12 protein-coding genes and 2 tRNA genes are annotated in these 17,118 nt (G+C 39.2%); 6 read left to right on the forward strand and 8 right to left on the reverse strand.

Going from position 1 to position 17,118, the window contains the following annotated elements; genetic code table 11:
- Positions 1–97 precede the first annotated feature (97 nt).
- From QQK05_RS08740 to QQK05_RS08760, 5 genes are all read left to right on the forward strand, one after another.
- Positions 98–1,498, forward strand: a complete 1,401-nt coding sequence (locus QQK05_RS08740) for a polysaccharide lyase family 7 protein (protein WP_284297667.1) — start codon at positions 98–100, stop codon at positions 1,496–1,498.
- A gap of 10 nt (positions 1,499–1,508) precedes the next feature.
- Positions 1,509–2,051 carry a hypothetical protein gene (locus QQK05_RS08745; protein WP_284297669.1) on the forward strand — a complete coding sequence of 181 codons (543 nt, stop codon included), beginning with the start codon at positions 1,509–1,511 and terminating at the stop codon, positions 2,049–2,051.
- 162 nt (positions 2,052–2,213) lie between these two features.
- Positions 2,214–4,463, forward strand: coding sequence for a VCBS domain-containing protein (locus QQK05_RS08750; RefSeq protein ID WP_284297671.1), 2,250 nt, complete (start codon positions 2,214–2,216; stop codon positions 4,461–4,463).
- 114 nt (positions 4,464–4,577) lie between these two features.
- Positions 4,578–5,609 (forward strand): polysaccharide lyase family 7 protein, encoded by a 1,032-nt coding sequence (locus QQK05_RS08755; protein ID WP_284297672.1) that lies wholly within the window; start codon positions 4,578–4,580, stop codon positions 5,607–5,609.
- A gap of 347 nt (positions 5,610–5,956) precedes the next feature.
- Positions 5,957–6,682 (forward strand): FadR/GntR family transcriptional regulator, encoded by a 726-nt coding sequence (locus QQK05_RS08760; protein ID WP_284297674.1) that lies wholly within the window; start codon positions 5,957–5,959, stop codon positions 6,680–6,682.
- A gap of 284 nt (positions 6,683–6,966) precedes the next feature.
- Here the strand turns inward: QQK05_RS08760 and QQK05_RS08765 are convergent, their stop codons facing one another.
- The 3 genes from QQK05_RS08765 to QQK05_RS08775 all read right to left on the reverse strand — a co-directional run bounded on the left by QQK05_RS08765 (position 6,967) and on the right by QQK05_RS08775 (position 9,829).
- On the reverse strand, positions 6,967–8,262 hold the full coding sequence (locus QQK05_RS08765) for an alpha/beta hydrolase (RefSeq protein WP_284297675.1): 1,296 nt from the start codon (positions 8,260–8,262) through the stop codon (positions 6,967–6,969).
- Between the two features lie 363 nt (positions 8,263–8,625).
- Positions 8,626–8,710 (reverse strand) — tRNA-Ser (locus tag QQK05_RS08770).
- Between the two features lie 462 nt (positions 8,711–9,172).
- Positions 9,173–9,829, reverse strand: a complete 657-nt coding sequence (locus QQK05_RS08775) for a hypothetical protein (protein WP_284297677.1) — start codon at positions 9,827–9,829, stop codon at positions 9,173–9,175.
- Positions 9,830–10,238: 409 nt separating this feature from the next.
- On the opposite strand from QQK05_RS08775, the gene QQK05_RS08780 reads away from it, so the two are divergent.
- The gene (locus tag QQK05_RS08780) at positions 10,239–10,973 is read left to right on the forward strand and encodes a hypothetical protein (protein WP_284297679.1); all 735 of its coding nucleotides are present in this window, start codon (positions 10,239–10,241) and stop codon (positions 10,971–10,973) included.
- 22 nt (positions 10,974–10,995) lie between these two features.
- Here QQK05_RS08780 and QQK05_RS08785 read toward each other — a convergent pair whose 3' ends face one another.
- The 5 genes from QQK05_RS08785 to QQK05_RS08805 all read right to left on the reverse strand — a co-directional run bounded on the left by QQK05_RS08785 (position 10,996) and on the right by QQK05_RS08805 (position 17,118).
- Positions 10,996–12,582: a hypothetical protein gene (locus QQK05_RS08785; RefSeq protein ID WP_284297681.1), complete on the reverse strand. Its 1,587-nt coding sequence runs from the start codon at positions 12,580–12,582 to the stop codon at positions 10,996–10,998.
- Between the two features lie 54 nt (positions 12,583–12,636).
- Positions 12,637–13,752 (reverse strand): tyrosine-type recombinase/integrase, encoded by a 1,116-nt coding sequence (locus QQK05_RS08790; RefSeq protein WP_284297683.1) that lies wholly within the window; start codon positions 13,750–13,752, stop codon positions 12,637–12,639.
- A 172-nt stretch (positions 13,753–13,924) separates the two neighbouring features.
- Positions 13,925–14,015 (reverse strand) — tRNA-Ser (locus QQK05_RS08795).
- 214 nt (positions 14,016–14,229) lie between these two features.
- Complete coding sequence (locus QQK05_RS08800; protein WP_284297685.1) at positions 14,230–15,504, reverse strand: hypothetical protein; 1,275 nt, start codon at positions 15,502–15,504, stop codon at positions 14,230–14,232.
- A complete protein-coding gene (locus QQK05_RS08805; protein WP_284297687.1) occupies positions 15,505–17,118 on the reverse strand; it encodes a vWA domain-containing protein in 1,614 nt (537 codons plus the stop codon).

The following is a 17,118-nucleotide window of genomic DNA, read 5'->3' on the forward strand; positions in this document are numbered from 1 at the left end:
AAATTTAATGTAAAAATAAATGAGCCAACCTACCTGACCAACAGGTACATAAGCTGTAAAAACATTTTTCAAAATCACATTAACAATCGGTTATATCATGAAGAAAATGTCATTTATATTTACGACAGCATTAACATTCGCTTTGTTACCAGGCTGTGGTGGTAGTGCCTCGCCTGAGTGGAATACAGCTCCTGCGCCACCGCCAGTAACTCAACCTGAGCCTGAAGTCATAATAGATGACATAACCTGCTCTTCCAGCTATCCAATAAGCATAAGCCATGTCACTATCGCTAACGAGACTATGCAAATAAGTGAACTCATTGATGGCAATAAAACGTTAGCATCTAATTGGGTAGCACCCAATATTGATACCTCGCTCATGATCGAATTGACGGAGCCAGCTAATGTCAAACAACTTGTGTTAACTTGGGCACAAGTTCAAAACGCTCACATGTTTGCCATCTCATCATCAAAAGATGGACAAGACTGGCAACTTATGGACACCATCGATCAAAGTTCAAGCAACAGTGACATTCCAGATGTAATCGACCTCATTAACAGTTCTGGTAACGAAATAACCGCCAAATATTTACAGCTTGATCTAGCTGGAGATGCGCTAAGTCAAGCCAGTGAGCTGTTAGAAATTGAACTCTTTGGTTGTGCTGAAAATGTAGATCAATCAATTGAGCTAGTTGACTGGTATCTGAGTGTTCCAACAGATGAAGATAGCAATGGTCGCTCAGATAGCATTTCTGAGACCGAACTTGAAAGTGGTTACTACGATCCGCGGTTCTTTTCGCAATCAGCAGATGGTGGGCTTATCTTTGCAACGTCAGTAAAAGGTTATAAAACATCCACCAATACCAAATACGTGCGATCTGAGCTGCGTGAGATGCTCAGGCGCGGTAATACCAACTACAGCACACAAGGTGTAAATCAAAACAACTGGGTGTTTTCAAGCGCGCCGCAATCAGATATAGACCTAGCAGGCGCTGTTGATGGAGTACTCCACGCAGAACTCGCTGTTAACCACGTCACGACAACAGGTGAAGATTATCAAATAGGCCGCGTTATTATTGGTCAAATTCACGCTAACGACGATGAGCCTATTCGGTTGTATTACAGGAAACTGCCTAACAATCAAAATGGCGCCATCTATTTTGCTCATGAAATCCTTGGCGGAGATGATTTGTACATTGAAATGATTGGCACTCGCTCAAACAGCGCAAGCAACCCAGCCAATGGTATACCTTTAAACGAAAAATTTTCATACACCATTGAAGTTTTAGGTAACACCCTGAATGTGAAGATAACCAAAGCCGACGGTAGTGAATTTACTGAACAGTTTGATATGTCTGATAGTGGCTACGATGTGGGTGGCCAATATATGTATTTTAAAGCTGGAGTATATAACCAAAATAACTCCGGCGATCAGCATGATTACGTTAAAGCAACATTTTATAAAATAGAAAATAGCCATACTGGCTACGATAATTAGGTACCAAGCAATGAACCACACAATAAAAGCCCTCACCTTGTGTTTTCTAGCATTCAGTTTTTTTGGCTATGCAAACGAAGGGAGTCAACATAATCTCTACGAAAATAAATTATTGATTTCATTACCAAGTGAATTGAAATCATTGTCATCAAAGGCAATTAACAAGCGCTACGGCAAGCAAAAAGTACCCCCTAATTACGCATTTAGCACTAAAGACAAAAGCGTAAGTTTTACTTTTACACAATATCCAACACCTGCCGACAAATCGAATATGAAAAAGATTCATCAATCTGTCTCTGCCATGTTAAGAGCCTCTGAGCCTGATGCTAAATGGAAAAAAGACAAGGTTTATACACGCCTAAATACACGTGTAGGTGTTTACGAGTATGAAACCAAAGGCATGGGGAAGTACCAATATAAAATTACTTACTTATTACCAATCGACGGCAAGCTAACTTTCATATCTTTCACAACAACTAACATCAAGTACAAGAGCAAGTGGGTAGCTCACGCCAGAGAAAGCTTTGAAAACATAGTGTTAGCAGAAAGTTAAAGGAAAGTACTGAAATCATCTTGAGTGTTCCCACAAGCGCTTAAGATAGTTTTTTAACATTTAGCTGACAACATGGTTGACAAACTGGTTATACAAATTATTATTACAAATTAAACCAATCAAACCAGATTGTTTTACCAAAAAGACAACAGGATTATAATAATGAAAATATTTGCGAATAAAACGATTGCACTTTCGGCGATTGCTTTAGCTGTTGCTGGTTGTAACAGTGATGAGCTGCCGTCAAAAACGGGGAACTCTTTTGGACAACTCGCTGTCTCGGGTGAAGCGAGAGTTGGCGAGTCGCTGACAGCAACGGTTACTGATGGCAATGGCGTTGATGCTTCAGCAATTTCATATAACTGGATGGCTGATGGCAGCTCAATTTCTGGCGCATCTTCGAGCACGATAATGCTCACTGAGGCTCAAGCAGGTATGGCTATCTCTGTTACGGTTTCTTACACCGACAATGATAACTACAGTGAAGTCATTACCTCCAACCCAACAAGCAATGTGTTAGTCAACTTCGCAGGTATGGTTGAAATAGCAGGTATTCTTGAAGCCGGCAAGGAGCTGACGGCAACACTGACAGATGATAACGTTTTTGATCCAGCCACTGTCACATATGCATGGTATGCCGATGGCATGATGATCGACGGTGCGACCATGGCAACATATGCCCTTACAGATAATGATGTAGGCAAAGCAATTACAGCTGTCGCAATGTACACCGACAATGATGGTTATGTGGAGGAAGTAAGTTCAGAACCAACTGCGCCGATTGCGGAACGAGCTGCAAATACGCCGGCAACTTTTGACGGCTTAGCGGTGTCAACTACAAACCTATCTGCTGAACCGATTACTGGTACCATTACCGTGACAGACGCTGATGCAGGTGAAAGTTTATTAGACGCTTTAACTGATGTTGTAACAACGTTTGGTATGTTTTCTGTAACCGCTGAAGGTAATTGGTCATATACGCTAGACACAACTAACCCTACTATCGCATCTTTGGTCGACGAAAACGATATCGTAACTGACACAATTGCATTGACTTCTGCTGACGGTACGACTGCAGAGCTCGTAGTTACCATTACAGGTGCAGCTGCGATTGCACCAACAAAAGTTGCCAAAATCACAGATAACATGACGGATGATGCTGGTGAGTTGCGTTATAAGCTATCTTCAAGTGACGTTATCCAAGCGGGTAAGTTAACGGTTTCATTCCTAAAAGAAGCGGGATTAGAGAAAGATGCATACATTGGGTTATTCGGCTCTTCAACAAGCACAAGTAACGCGATAATTGACTTACGTATACAAAGCACCGGTTATGTTATTCGCAATAATGATGGTATTGATATTACGATTCCATTTACAGAGAATAAGTGGACCGATGTTGAAATGACATGGGATGCGACTGCGGCCTCTGCAACTGAAGCTCCTTTACTGACGTTAACTATTGATGGTACCAGTGTGACAGTCGACCCATTTGCTTCGGTTTCAAATTCTCTTAGCGATGTCATGGCAGGTGTTGAAACAGTTATTTTCAAGTTAGGTGATAACAGCTCAACAACAGGTGAACCATCATTTAAGATCGACAACTTTGTCCTTTACTCGGATATCGAAGGCACAACAGTGCAATTTGAAGATGACTTTGAAAGCTATGCTGAAGGTGCGTCATTAGATACCGACAACCCTGATTCACCATACAATTCAAGTACTGCAGAAACTATTGTTGAGCAGCTAAGTGGTTCAGGTCCAATGACGAACCCTGATAACAAAGCCGCTCAAATAACTGATAACATGACAGATGATGCAGGTGAACTACGTTACAAACTTTCATCAAGTGATATTATTACAGCAGGTAAGCTATCTGTAGCCTTCTTAAAAGAAGCAGGTATTGAAAAAGATGCATACATTGGCTTGTATGGCTCTTCAACAAGTACAAGTAATGCACTAATTGACTTGCGAATTCAAAGTACAGGGTTTGTCATTCGTAATAACGATGGCATTGATATCACCGTACCATTTGAAGATGATACATGGACAAATGTTGAAATGACTTGGGATGCTACTTCAGCAACAGCCACTGAAGCACCACTGTTAACTTTAACAATTGGTGGCACCAGTGTAACCGTAGACCCGTTTGCATCCGTATCAAATTCTTTGAGTGATGTAATGGCAGGTGTAGAGACTGTTATCTTTAAATTAGGTGACAACAGCTCGGTAGTTGGTGAACCTGCATTCTTTGTTGATGACTTTAAGCTTTACTCAGACATCGAAGGAACAGTGATTCAATTCGAAGATGACTTCGAAGGGTATGCTGAGGGTGTTTCATTAGATACTGATAATGCAGATACACCATATAACTCAAGTTCAGCCGAAACGATCGTTGCCGTAAAAGAAAAATAACGGCGATCAGATGGATAAAAATAGCGCTCTAAGAAGCGCTATTTTTTCACATAACGAAAGACAAGAAATAAAACAACCAATTAAATTGGCTTATAGAAATTACAGGAGTGCTTTATGATTAAAGCTGTAACAACCCTATCATTAGCGCTTGTCCTCGCGAGTTGTGCGAGCACATCATCTTCGCCAGCAGGAAAATTCGATTTATCAAATTGGAAAATCACCGTGCCACTCGATCAAGATGGAAACGGCAAAGCAGATGATATTGATACCAAAGCCCTGCAAACCTATCAACATCCGGACTTTTTCTATTTAGATAATACCGGTAACCTTGTTTTTACCTCACCGAATAAAGCGGTTACGACACAAACGTCATCAAATACTCGAAGTGAGTTAAGGCAAATGCTAAGAGGCAGTGACACCTCAATTGGTACCAAATCATACGGAAATAACTTTGCTTTGGCAGCGCACCCAGATGCCCCCTACTTTGCTCAAGTTGGAGGTCGATTAGATGCCACACTAAAAGTCAACCACGTAGCAAAGCGGGCTAAACACCCGAAAAAGCCTGCTTATTCTGTAGTGGTTGGTCAAATACATGCAGGAAAGGATAAAGAGCTTATTGCTGAAGGAAATGGCTTTGGCTATGACAATGAACCTATTAAAATTTACTATAAGAAATGGCCTGACCATAAAACTGGTTCAGTATTTTGGACCTACGAAAGAAATTTAGCAAAAGATGACCCTGATCGCACAGACATTGCATACCCTGTTTGGGGAAATACATGGGAAAATAGCAACGATCCAGGCAATCAGGGAATATCACTTGGTGAAGAGTTCAGCTACACAATTGATGTACGAGAAAACATCATGTATTTGACCTTCAGCACACCAAAAAAATCGGTTGTTAAATATGAAATCAACTTGGCAAACAATGTAGATGCCTATGGTGTTGTAGATAGTAAGGATAATCCAAAGGGTTATGCTGGTGATTGGCATTATTTTAAAGCGGGAGCCTATAATCAGTGCTCAACGAAAGACGCTGAAGGCATGTGGTACGCTGCCTGCGAAGGCACAGGCGACTGGGCTACCGACAAAGCTAATGGTGATTACACAAGTGTCACATTTTCAAAGCTGAGCCTGTCAAATTAAGCAAAATAAAAGCACTTATTTTCCCCGTACATTGCTACACGGCGTATCAATGTGCGGGATAAAACCACAAATGTAAACTTTCATTTGGTATTACCAAGAACCATTCTCTATTTTAACTCTTTGATGACAACAAAAACCCACCCAAACACCTTTCAAAGAAAGAAAAAAGCTTATCAAGCTAACTTTTCAAAAACAACAGCAAACCACTTTGGACATACCAATAAAAACCAAAACCAACAAAATTGGTAAAACTAAAAGTTGAATAATACAACCATCTATGCAACCATACTAATTGTAAGGTATTTAACCTATTTTTGAGATTCACCTGTCGATTGAGGTACACGCATATGGCAGCTAAAAGATTGTTTTGGGGCATTGTAGAGTTGATTGAAGCATCTATTAATGCTGGTCAATACCCTGTTGGCAGTCGGCTTCCACCAGAGCGAGAACTCGCTACACAATTTAATGTTAGTAGACCAACAATACGCGAAGCAATTATTGCATTAGAAGTTAGAGGCAAAGTTGAAGTTAAGACCAGTTCTGGTGTTTATGTGCTAGCTGCCTCTAAAAGCAACCACAATATTCAGCAGATAAATGCGTTTGAAGTTACTCAAGCAAGAGCCTTGGTTGAAGGTGAAGTTGCAGCATTGTCTGCCGCGTCAATTAGTACTGATGAACTTGATGCACTTGAACAAACGTTAATTGACATGGAAGAAGGCGGTGATATGCAAGCAGCCGACCAGACTTTTCACAATATTATTGCAGGCTCAACACGCAATGAAGCAATGCATAACTTAGTTGAAAACCTTTGGTCACTGCGTACATCATCTAAAGAAATCGTGAATGATTACGATAGCGTCTGTAGCAAAGATAACGCAAAAACTATTGCTGAACATCGAGCGATTTTTAATGCGTTGAAACTTGGTGACGCGACGAAAGCAAGAACAGCAATGCACAACCATTTTAATCGACTGATTAATACGTTATTTGACGCTGAAGAAGCAAGAGCTCTCGAAGAAATCAAACGTAAGGCGAGTGAAAAACGAGACTTATATTCAATTAGGCGACCATAGCCCTTGTTGAGTGGCCAATAGCATAGATGGCAGTGATAGTCTCTTGAGCGAACAATAAGCTACCAATATAGCTGCAAACTCTAGGTTACTTATCTGCAATAACATTACAATTTTAACAGCCAGTATACGATCGTTTAATTCGTCATTATTAGCAAAGTATGCTGTCTGTTTATAGCAACCAAATTAGATATCTGTGTCGCTTAGCGTTGAATATTAAACTTTTGGTCAAACAATAAAGAATTTCTTGATAACGTCACTATTTTGCTCCCTATACAAAACAGAAATTATTTTGATACTAATGAAAGCTTATTGTTTAACCTAGTCACGTCACTTTCCATTGCGTTTTTAACAAGAATTGATTTTGCTATATTGTAATGCCTAATAGCTTCCTGCACTTCATTAGTATTCGCTAAAAGGTCACCCAAACTTTCATGTAGTTTGTATGCTGTTTTATGTTTATTAATTCCAATGTTATAAATGTTCTTGGCAAGCCTTGTGTGCTTATTATCAGCACAAAATTGCGCAAATTTCTTTATAAATACCGGCCGGTAACCATAATTTTCAATAAAACTCGGAAAGGCATTATTTATATAACTAAAAACCTCGAAATTTTTTTCGTTAACAGCTTGGTTAAGCAAGTAATGTATGGTTTGTTCATGCACTTCATGAGAAGTTTTATACCTCTTGCCTCGATGTACATAGTACTGTTTCACTTTTGACAAACCGCCGAATTTTTCAAAATCCTTTAATGAATAGAAGCGCAAAGGCGGATAACTTTCTAAGAACAATGATAATCCATTATTAATGGTTACAAGCGGCGTTGAGTAATGGTTCTTATCAGTAAACAATTCAAATTTCGACGTAATGTTCTGATAGTTATGCAATAGCTTCTCAAGCGCTCTATTTTCTTCTAATGCCCAAGTTTCTTTTTCATCAAGTGTAAAATATACAAACTTATTCTCCATACCTTTTGATCTGAGTGTTGTCTCTAATGCTTGCAATCGGGGTTTTGTAAAAAATGTTCCACTTGCAAACAAGTAAGCATTAAAAAGGGATGGGTGTTTGCTCATCAACTCAACTGAAAAGCCGGCAGCCTTTTCCCAGCCAAACAATACCCTAAGTGAATTAGTGTCGAATCTTCCGTCTATAAATGGAATTATATCTTTTTCAATTGTACGGATAAGATTTGAAGCGTCTTTCCCAAGTGTTTTTCGCCTATTCATTCCATCCGTTTTAATACCAACAACGATAAATTCTGGGGAATACGCCTTCCAAGTAAGCACTGATTGATAAGCCATTGGAAGTAAGAGGTACCTTTGTGCGTCTAGGATAAAAATAACGGGGTATCGACGTTTACTGCCTTTTTCATAGTTTTCAGGAAGAACAACGTCAATACTTACGTTATTGTCAAAATCGAAGCTGCTCAACTGTCCAAAACCCAACAATGTTGAGGCCGACGTGCTCTCCTGTGGTGGCCCTGCGTGCACCTCTCTAGATACAGCTAAAAGTGTGAAGCATAAGATTAAAGCAAATAACAAAAGTTCGTACTTTGATGTTCTTATAGATGTAAAGAGCTGCATAAAGTTAACACTTCCCTTTTGTTGGTGCTTTTTAGGGATAAAGATCCTTCTAAGCACTTCTTTTTACATTAGTTTTAAAATTAAAGCTCGAGCCGGTGCTAATAACAAAGGCATTCATCGCACGAAACATTGATTTCATCTTTTTTGAAGTTTCATTACGAACTTCATAAACGGCGCCTAATGTCGATTAACCGAGAAGTAGATGCATTTACACAAGGCTTAACGAACAGAAGTAAATCCAAGCTAGTTCGATTGGTTAGAAAATGTAAGGAGGTAGAAGTTTTAGGTTCTAAGATAAAATTATCTAGAGAAATGTCATAAACAAAAATGGGCACCTATAAGGTGCCCATTTTCTTATCAATATGGCGGTGAGATAGGGATTTGAACCCTAGATGGGCTACAAACCCATGCCGGTTTTCAAGACCGGTGCTTTCGACCACTCAGCCATCAAAGCTAAACTCTGTGTATGAGTATAGTATAACAACATACTCATGATTTTACTCATCTTTTACAGAAAAACTGTTTCAAAACCCCATAAATAAACATTAACTGAAACATAAATAGAGATAGCGAACAAGTGCAATTTCACATTGTACTTGTGCAGGTATCCAACAAGCGAAGCGAGTTAGTTGTATGCTTTTGTACGCTAAATAACTTGAGAAGCTACGTATTCACTGTACTTAATACCCTAGTTTTCATGTCTGCATTAATATGAACTAGGGGGATAGGAACTGTGTAGTTATCATCAATGTAAGTACTTTGGCTGTAGAAAATTGAAAGAATTTCAGCATGACATTTGTACTTTGGTGTATGCATTGAGCTAGCTGTGAATAACAACATACGTCTGAAATTTAGTACGATATTAATCCAGCTGAAGCTCAACTTGTTGTACGTTAAAGTAACACCGTATTTAGGGGTTCAATGTCATGGGACATTGCTCTTTCATATTTAGTCGAATGGCTCTACCGTTGCTATACTCGCAAAGCTTGTAACCATTAGTGATACTACTATTTCTGAGTACACCTACAGTGCTCATAGGCACTTGTGTTTTTTCATAGCCATTAGGAGCTGGGAGAACATTTAAATTGTAATTACTACCTGTAATTGGTGTAACAGTTGGAATACTGCCAAGGCTATTATTAAGTTCTTTTAAATTATTCGTCAAATTTGCCAAAGCTTGCTGTGCTTTTATTCGGTCAATCTCTTCTTGTCTAGCTCTCATCGCTTGAACTTTTAATCCAAACTCTACATCTTGACGATAACCTTCGGTATGTGGTCGTTTTACTGTTTGCATCACACCATCAGGAAATTTATTTAAATCCCACTTATTTGAATAAGTTCTTTTAGCACCACTAATCCATCTAGCTTCACACTCAACCGAGCGAAAGCTGCCGCGCTTTTTGTCTTCTTTGCTAATGTCGTAATAAAGCCTCTGTGGTGTAAATCCTTTGTTTTCCCCACCACAGTAGAGTAGAGCTCCATCTACATCTGTAGCATAGGTTACCCCATAACCACTAGAGCATCCTGCTATTAAAAAAGTAAGAAAAATTACAGCTATTATTTTCATTGTTATTCCCTTATCAAGTTATTCTTTTTATAAACACGTATGTTCTATATGTAACTTATTGAACTACAAAGCAGTATAAGTTTAATAACACACCTTGTAAATGCCTAGCTTGGATATTATTTGGTGGTGCGTTATCAGTACTTTGCTGTACTTCATATAACTAGGTTAGTTATCTGCTTTCTGTACTTATTGCTTAGTTTCCAGTAGACCTCTTCAATTCGAATTAGGGGGGGCTAGTTAAGTCTTTAACTGACCTAATGCAAGTATATCTGTGCTAATAAATGAGAGCATATTTCTACATGACAGTCTGTGTGCTTTTATGTACTTTTGGTTCGGGGACTTTCTGGATGACATATACCCTCCCCCCTGCTAAGCTAGGTACACAATTTGTACCTCGAATAAAAATAATATGCTGCATTCCTGTTATGAAATAAAAGACATAAAATTACTTCTAGAGCTTAACGACTCAGCTCGCCATACTCTTTTAACAGTACTCGACCAATTTGACGGCTCTTCAGAAGGTGTAATTGATCGAACACACATGGATGATGCTGAGAAACAAAAGTTGAAGCGAGGTATCTCTGAATTAAAAGAAAAAGGCTTAATAACTAAATCTGAAGCCCCTAGAGGGCACTTTACACTTAACTCAGATATCATTATTGCTAAAGTCACAAGAAACCGTGATGACCACTATTTAAACTCAGGGCTTTATCGAAGCGACTGCCATGAACTACTAAACATTTTAATCGCTATAGAACACTTTTTCGATGAATTCTATAACAAGCCATTTGTCATTAAATTTAGGGTATACACGAATAAACCTCGAATCCCTGCTACTGTATTTAGTAACATGGTGCAGTTTACTGAAGATAATTATCGCCCTAGATACAACTATCGTACCAGTTACGGTTCCGTACTAAATAAGTTCATTCACATAGCAGAATACATAAAATACTACTGTGACGCTAGGCAAGAAATTTTAGTTCTTACAAATGAAGAACATGCCAATATTGTAGACGTTTTTCGTTCGAAAATTGTCGAAGGGGTATCATGTTACCCAACTTACAGAAAACCCGAAGCCAAAGCATTATGTAAGTTCATACAGGAATGGTTCACTGATAATTATCCTGAGTACACCCTGTAGCAAAGGTACACAAAACGTACCTTTAGTTACTTACTTTAACCTCAAATCCTGTCTGTTCCAGAATAGCATCTTCAAAGTCCTTAAAAGGAAGTTTCTGCTTACTATATACGGCATCATGGACGGGTATACCGTCATCGACTACTGATAGCATGGCATCACGTATCTGCTTCTCATAATACGTCCATATGAAGAAATAGACGCTAGATTTCTCCCTTGCAATAGCATCATCGTCATCAGTACTCTCCCAATCGAAATCCTCTGGGAAGTCATGCTTTGATTGAGATACAGCTAGTTTTCTAACCTCAGAGTCATTAACCTCAATGGCAGAAATAACTTCTTTACGTAAACGGTTAGACTCTTCCTTAAACTGCGCTAATAACAGGTTTTCACCAACTTTCTTATTGCTGCCATTAGCATATGCTGTCAGTAATTCTTTAACCTCAGACCTACCGATACCTAACTCTACACTCAGCTGCTTCCTTAGGTTGTCTTTATAGTCAGGTTGCCAGCCATACTTAAATATCATTGGATAAGCTTGTATAAGATCGTCAGTTGTCTGGTATAGATGAGATGAATATTTGAATAAAATACCAAATGAAATTATCTGAATGCCACCACAGATATCGTAGTTGATATAGCCGAGAGCTTTACGCTCAACACTCCGTAATCTAGTGAATATATTGTAATGCCTGCCGTAATCAGGATTAGTGGTGGACAGGTTCTTTAATGGTACAACTATTGTACCCTTACCTAAACCTAACTTCGCAATGCTCATAACATGCAACAAGGATGGTAATGACAACTTAGTTAGCTGGTTAACATTTAATAGCAAAGCACTTCCATCATCTGAAAATGTCCACTTACATGGTAAACATATGTAGGGTGCCTTGTACTTCATAGGTATAAACTTAGGACTGGAAGGTGTGAGTACCGGATTACTGACCTGAGTTCCCTGATTGTTTAGCCGTTTATAGTAAGATAATGGGGTAACACCTCTCATATGTTTACCCACTAGATGGACATACTTACTTAAGTCCTTTGTAAGCATTTTTCCTAGTTCTGTTTTCAGCCCTTCTGACTGCTTTGTCGGTTTATAGCGCTTACTAGACGCTCCTGCATAATAGCCCTTACTCATAGTGAAGTACTTATCAAAGAAGTTATGTGTCTGATCTAATTTCTTTAAGTATCGTAATGCACTACTATTGCTGTGAATTGGTACCCCTGCGGAATAATCCTTACGAGATAAAACTTGCAGTAATATATCTAAATACTTCTGACCTAGGTGATTAACTTGGGAGCATTTAGATATTCCCTTCAATCCTTTATTACAATAAACAAGTAAATAGCCACACAATACACCTAAAAGATCTCTAAAGCTGTTTAGTTGAGCATTAGCCAATAGATAGTTAACAACCTTGTCATCCATCACAGACAGCTCTTGGGCTGTAGGAGCAAGTGCTTGTTTGAAGTATTGTTCTACCCCTGCTCTATTACGCTTAATTGTTCTCTGGCTTAACTCTGAAAGAGCAGCATATTCAGTGTCAGGGCGACTAACATCAAAGCCACGATGTTTTATATATCTTATTGCTGCTTCTAGTTCAGTGTTCATTTGCCAGCTTCCTTTTTTACTGACAGTTTACGATGGTTTATAAGAAAAGAAAGCTCATTTTAAGCTTTGTATATATAAAGACCATTGTTCCATTAGTTCCCTGCGCTCCTCAAGCCTCATAGAACGATCATAGGCAGCCTTAACCTTGTTACCTTCAATGTGACCTAGCTGAAGTTCAACAAGATCACCATCAAGCCTACAATGCTCCCTAGCTAGGGTTGAGAAACTAGAGCGAAAGCCATGAAAAACATGGGTGTTTTTATCGAAGCCAAGAGACCTCAAAGCAACATTTAATGTACTTTCACTAAGCGGTCTATTTGGTCTCGAACCATTAAACAGATAATTACCATCAGACTGTGATACTGCTAGTTTCAAGAGTTTTAGAATAGGATCTGTTAGCGGTATCCAGTGCTCTCTCCCCATCTTGTCTTTAGGGATTATCCAAAGCTTACGATCAAAGTCGACATGCTCAGGTTTAGCCATGCGAATAGACTCACTCCTAAGAAAAACATGTGGTGCAACTTGAAGGCAAAGCTTAACAGAAGGCATCAGGTGCTCTGCATGATCAATAGTTCTCAGAAGGTTAGCAAACGCATTCTGCTCCGTTATCGCTGCCATGTGTTGGACTTTAGGCTTTTTAGTACAGCCTTGTAATGGCTCGGCAGGGTTAGCCTCACAGTACAAGTTCTGTACCCCAAATTTAAAGATTTGACTTGTGATGTTCTGAACACGTCTGGCTAGTTCAAGGTGTCCTCTTACCTCGATTTGCTTGAGAATAGGTAGAATGTCCCTTGGCTTGATATGGCTTAACAACATATCACCTAGCTTAGGAAGAAGGTAGCTTTCAATTCTGCGCTTAACGAGCTGCTTGTTCTTAGAACTAGCGTAATCTTTGTACTCAAGCCACTCACAGGCTGCTAGTTCAAATGGCACTGCTTTATATTGAGCAAGGTTTTTAAGATCATCACGCAGTTCTCTAGCCTCTTCAAGTGACACAAGAGGGAACTGACCTAGTGACTTCATTGTCCACTTACCATCGTAGTTTTTGTAACGGTATCGCCAACTTTTAGAGCCTTTAGGTGATACTTCAAGATACAGACCATCAGCATCTAAATGACGAGTTAGTTTGGAAGGGGTTTTAACGCGCTTAATCTGAGAAGTTGTTAGCATGTGTGTTTACTCATTCTGGAGTCATGAATTTACTCAAATCTTACTCATTGGTAATGAGTAAAACTTGCCAGAACTGGTTTTAGAGTATTTTTACGTCAACTCTAAAAAGCCAGTAAACACAGGGCTTAGAAAGCAAAAAAGGCAACTCATAAGAGCTGCCTTTCTTTTAATATGGCGGTGAGATAGGGATTTGAACCCTAGATACGCTACAAACGTATGCCGGTTTTCAAGACCGGTGCTTTCGACCACTCAGCCATCTCACCAAATGTTTATAGGTTGCCCTAAAACGGTGAGCATAGTAATGAGCCTATGCCGCTTTGTAAAGTAAAATTTTTAATAAAATTGCATTTTACTGTCCAACTGCTGACAAAGTAATCAAATCGGTGAAAAAGCCGTTATTTTGATACTTTTTTGCCCATCAATAAAAATGATAAAACGCACTTTGCACACATAACACTTCAAAAAACAACTCAGGTTTTACTTTTTTGGATTCATTGATAAATCAATATCACTAGATTTTGATTTGCTAGACTTTTGTCGGCTAAATATCGACTTGAGCGCACCCGATAAATTTACGGGTTTTGATGATTGGCCGAAAATACTATCAAAACTATCATTTAATCGGCCGTTACTTTCATGCTCACCAATACGCATTTGATTAATCTCATTTGGCTTTGCAAACCAGTCCAAATAAACGTACGCCCACCTTATGAAACGACGTGCATTACTGCTCCTGCTTGCACTAGCTAATTGACGTTTTACCTGATTAGATTGATATCTTGGTTTCACGCGTTTTGCAGAGGCTTTACGCCATAAATAGACAATCGCAATGAAACATAGAATAGCAAATGCTATTTCTCGCCAATTGTGCGCCACTTGTTTAGCGAATTTCAACATCTTCTCTTGAGGCGATAACTCACCTATTTGAATGATACGCTTTTCAAGTTTTGCATATTCTACTTGTTGGCTATCAACGTTAAACCATATAAGTTCGGTTGACGGTATCGTGACTTCACCACTTTCTTCAACAACATAATCAATCTCCTGAATCCGCTTTCCTAGTTTATTACCACGAGTATTATCGTCGATTAACTGAGGCGTTTTAACATAATGAGCTAGCCCCGGAATTGCTGGATGATTGATTTCTGGTAACATCATGGCCAACACACCGTCCGCCTCTATCGTAATCGTTCGCTTTATCGAATAGCCGGGCTTAAGGTTTTCAAAATCTTTATTCCATGACTCAGTTATCGCTAACGACTTTGCAGCCCACCATTGTTTTACATGTATCAATTCCGCAGGCTGATTGACCCTAAAGGTCAGCGGTTTCGTATACACTTCTCCTTCAACGTCACCTATACCTGGCACAAACACTTTCATGCGAACTTTTATTGCTGGTATCTCGAATTGACCATCACCTTGAGGGAAAATTGAAAAACGTTTGTGCTGTACTACCCAACTAACACCGTTGCTTCGGCGTGTCTCGTTTGTACCAAAGCTATCTCGCTGCACAACAACAGCGTTTCCAACTTCAGGTAACGTAAACTTGTTTGCACCCTTGAACCATGTTTGGGTAGCAAACTCAATATTAGCTGTAAGCTCTTGGCCGACGACATACTCTCCTTCATCGGCAATGGTAATTTCTAGTTTAACTTCACCTCGTTCAACCAACTCTTCTAATGTGGTCGCATATCCCACAGGTGCAACAAAGATAAGAAGTAAAAGACATGTAAGGCGAATTAAATTACTCATTTATTTCTCCTTATTATTAATTTGTATTTGAAACTTATTTGCTAAAAACTCTGCAGGGTCTTTTTGAACATTTTTCATCCACATTTCATTTAACGCTGGATCGTTGAGAATGTCGTCGGCACTGTATTGTTTTACTTCTTGTTTACGTTGATTCGTTTTCTCTTTCCGACCTTTTGACTTCTTAAACTTCTCATTATCAGCTTCTTCAGAACGTTCATTTTTTTCCTGTTTTTGAGATTGACTCATCAGGTCTTTTGCCAAAATGATTTCTTGAACTAACTTAAGGTTATTAGCCACTTCGGACCAATTAGGATATTCATCAAGTAGCGCTAGATAAACGTCTTCAGCTTCCCAGTAACTTTCATTATGGGCATAGGAATTTGCCAAACCAAAACGTGCTTCTTTAGTTTTTAATCGTGAGAAATACTGTGCAGCTAACTCCCACTCTTCATTCAAATAATAGGAAGTTGCTTTCCAATGCGTATCTTCAAACGCCCTAGCCGCTTTGCCGTATTGTTTTGTATGAAAATACCATTGACCTTGTTGATTAGGCGTTACCCATTGGCTAATCAGATCACTTTCCATCGCGTACGTTGGACTTGATGGTAGCGCCAACATAAAAACAAACACAAAGCTACTCCAGCGGATACTCCACCCTTTTCTAAACCAGAGCAGATAAAACAACATTACCGGGAAAACAAGCCAGTAACCTCCGTCGATCCACGGAGCATGCTTTTCATCGGCTACCACAAAAAAGTTTTTGGTTTTACTTACTAATGTTTCGACGTCGCTTTTATCAACAGTGACCTTTTGGTAGAAGCCACCAGTTTGACTGACAAGGTTTTGCAATGATTTTTCATCTAATGTCGCAAAACTAATACCTTGAGCATCCTGCTCTTGTTGATTCAAGCCAACACCATAGACCAGAAGCTGATAGGGATACTGATTGAAGAACTCAACAAATGCCGTTTGATCATCGACTGTTACGCCATCCGAAATTAGCAATACGGTTGCCGGCGTTTTTTCGTCTATAGGTACCTGTTCAATAATACGAAGCGCATTGTCAGCAAATTTGCCTGTTTTTGGCATGATTTCTGGTGTAACACCCGATAAATAGTTAATCAGAATATCTTTATCATTGGTCAGCGGTAGCACAGTATGTGCAGTGCCGGCATATACAATTAAGCTCGTATATCCGCTATCACGTTGAGTCAGCAAATCTTCAATTTTGTGTTTAGCTCGTTCGATTCTTGATGGTTGAATATCTTCCGTCGTCATTGATTCACTGGTATCAAGAATAACAAATAATACCGAAGCATCTTCAAGAAAAGGCGATGGTTGTCGTTGCCAACTTGGCCCCATCATCGTGATAATAATGGTAAACAAAAGACCCCAAGCAACTGTTTTTGGGTTAAATTTCTTATCTGCCTCTTTATTAGCAATCAATTCATCGTAGATATGGGGTGCAAATGCTTGGTTATCATTTGCCTTTTTCTTTTGGCTCTGGCTGTTTTTCCAGATTAAACATCCAAGCACGATAAATAACAGCCCCCACCACGGACGCAAAAAGTGAAACTGTTGGAAAAATTGATCAGAAAACAAGGAACTTAACAT

The sequence above is a fragment of the Thalassotalea loyana genome, assembly GCF_030161435.1.
GTDB classification, from domain to species: Bacteria; Pseudomonadota; Gammaproteobacteria; order Enterobacterales; family Alteromonadaceae; genus Thalassotalea_G; species Thalassotalea_G loyana.

What these genes read in the sequence shown, in the direction of transcription:
- QQK05_RS08765 (WP_284297675.1), bottom strand. Translation starts at nt 8,262, where the DNA reads ATGCAGCTCTTTACATCTATAAGAACATCAAAGTACGAACTTTTGTTA.
- QQK05_RS08745 (WP_284297669.1), top strand. Translation starts at nt 1,509, where the DNA reads ATGAACCACACAATAAAAGCCCTCACCTTGTGTTTTCTAGCATTCAGT.
- QQK05_RS08740 (WP_284297667.1), top strand. Translation starts at nt 98, where the DNA reads ATGAAGAAAATGTCATTTATATTTACGACAGCATTAACATTCGCTTTG.
- QQK05_RS08780 (WP_284297679.1), top strand. Translation starts at nt 10,239, where the DNA reads ATGCTGCATTCCTGTTATGAAATAAAAGACATAAAATTACTTCTAGAG.
- QQK05_RS08800 (WP_284297685.1), bottom strand. Translation starts at nt 15,504, where the DNA reads ATGAGTAATTTAATTCGCCTTACATGTCTTTTACTTCTTATCTTTGTT.
- QQK05_RS08750 (WP_284297671.1), top strand. Translation starts at nt 2,214, where the DNA reads ATGAAAATATTTGCGAATAAAACGATTGCACTTTCGGCGATTGCTTTA.
- QQK05_RS08805 (WP_284297687.1), bottom strand. Translation starts at nt 17,118, where the DNA reads ATGTTAAGTTCCTTGTTTTCTGATCAATTTTTCCAACAGTTTCACTTT.
- QQK05_RS08785 (WP_284297681.1), bottom strand. Translation starts at nt 12,582, where the DNA reads ATGAACACTGAACTAGAAGCAGCAATAAGATATATAAAACATCGTGGC.
- QQK05_RS08790 (WP_284297683.1), bottom strand. Translation starts at nt 13,752, where the DNA reads ATGCTAACAACTTCTCAGATTAAGCGCGTTAAAACCCCTTCCAAACTA.
- QQK05_RS08755 (WP_284297672.1), top strand. Translation starts at nt 4,578, where the DNA reads ATGATTAAAGCTGTAACAACCCTATCATTAGCGCTTGTCCTCGCGAGT.
- QQK05_RS08775 (WP_284297677.1), bottom strand. Translation starts at nt 9,829, where the DNA reads ATGAAAATAATAGCTGTAATTTTTCTTACTTTTTTAATAGCAGGATGC.
- QQK05_RS08760 (WP_284297674.1), top strand. Translation starts at nt 5,957, where the DNA reads ATGGCAGCTAAAAGATTGTTTTGGGGCATTGTAGAGTTGATTGAAGCA.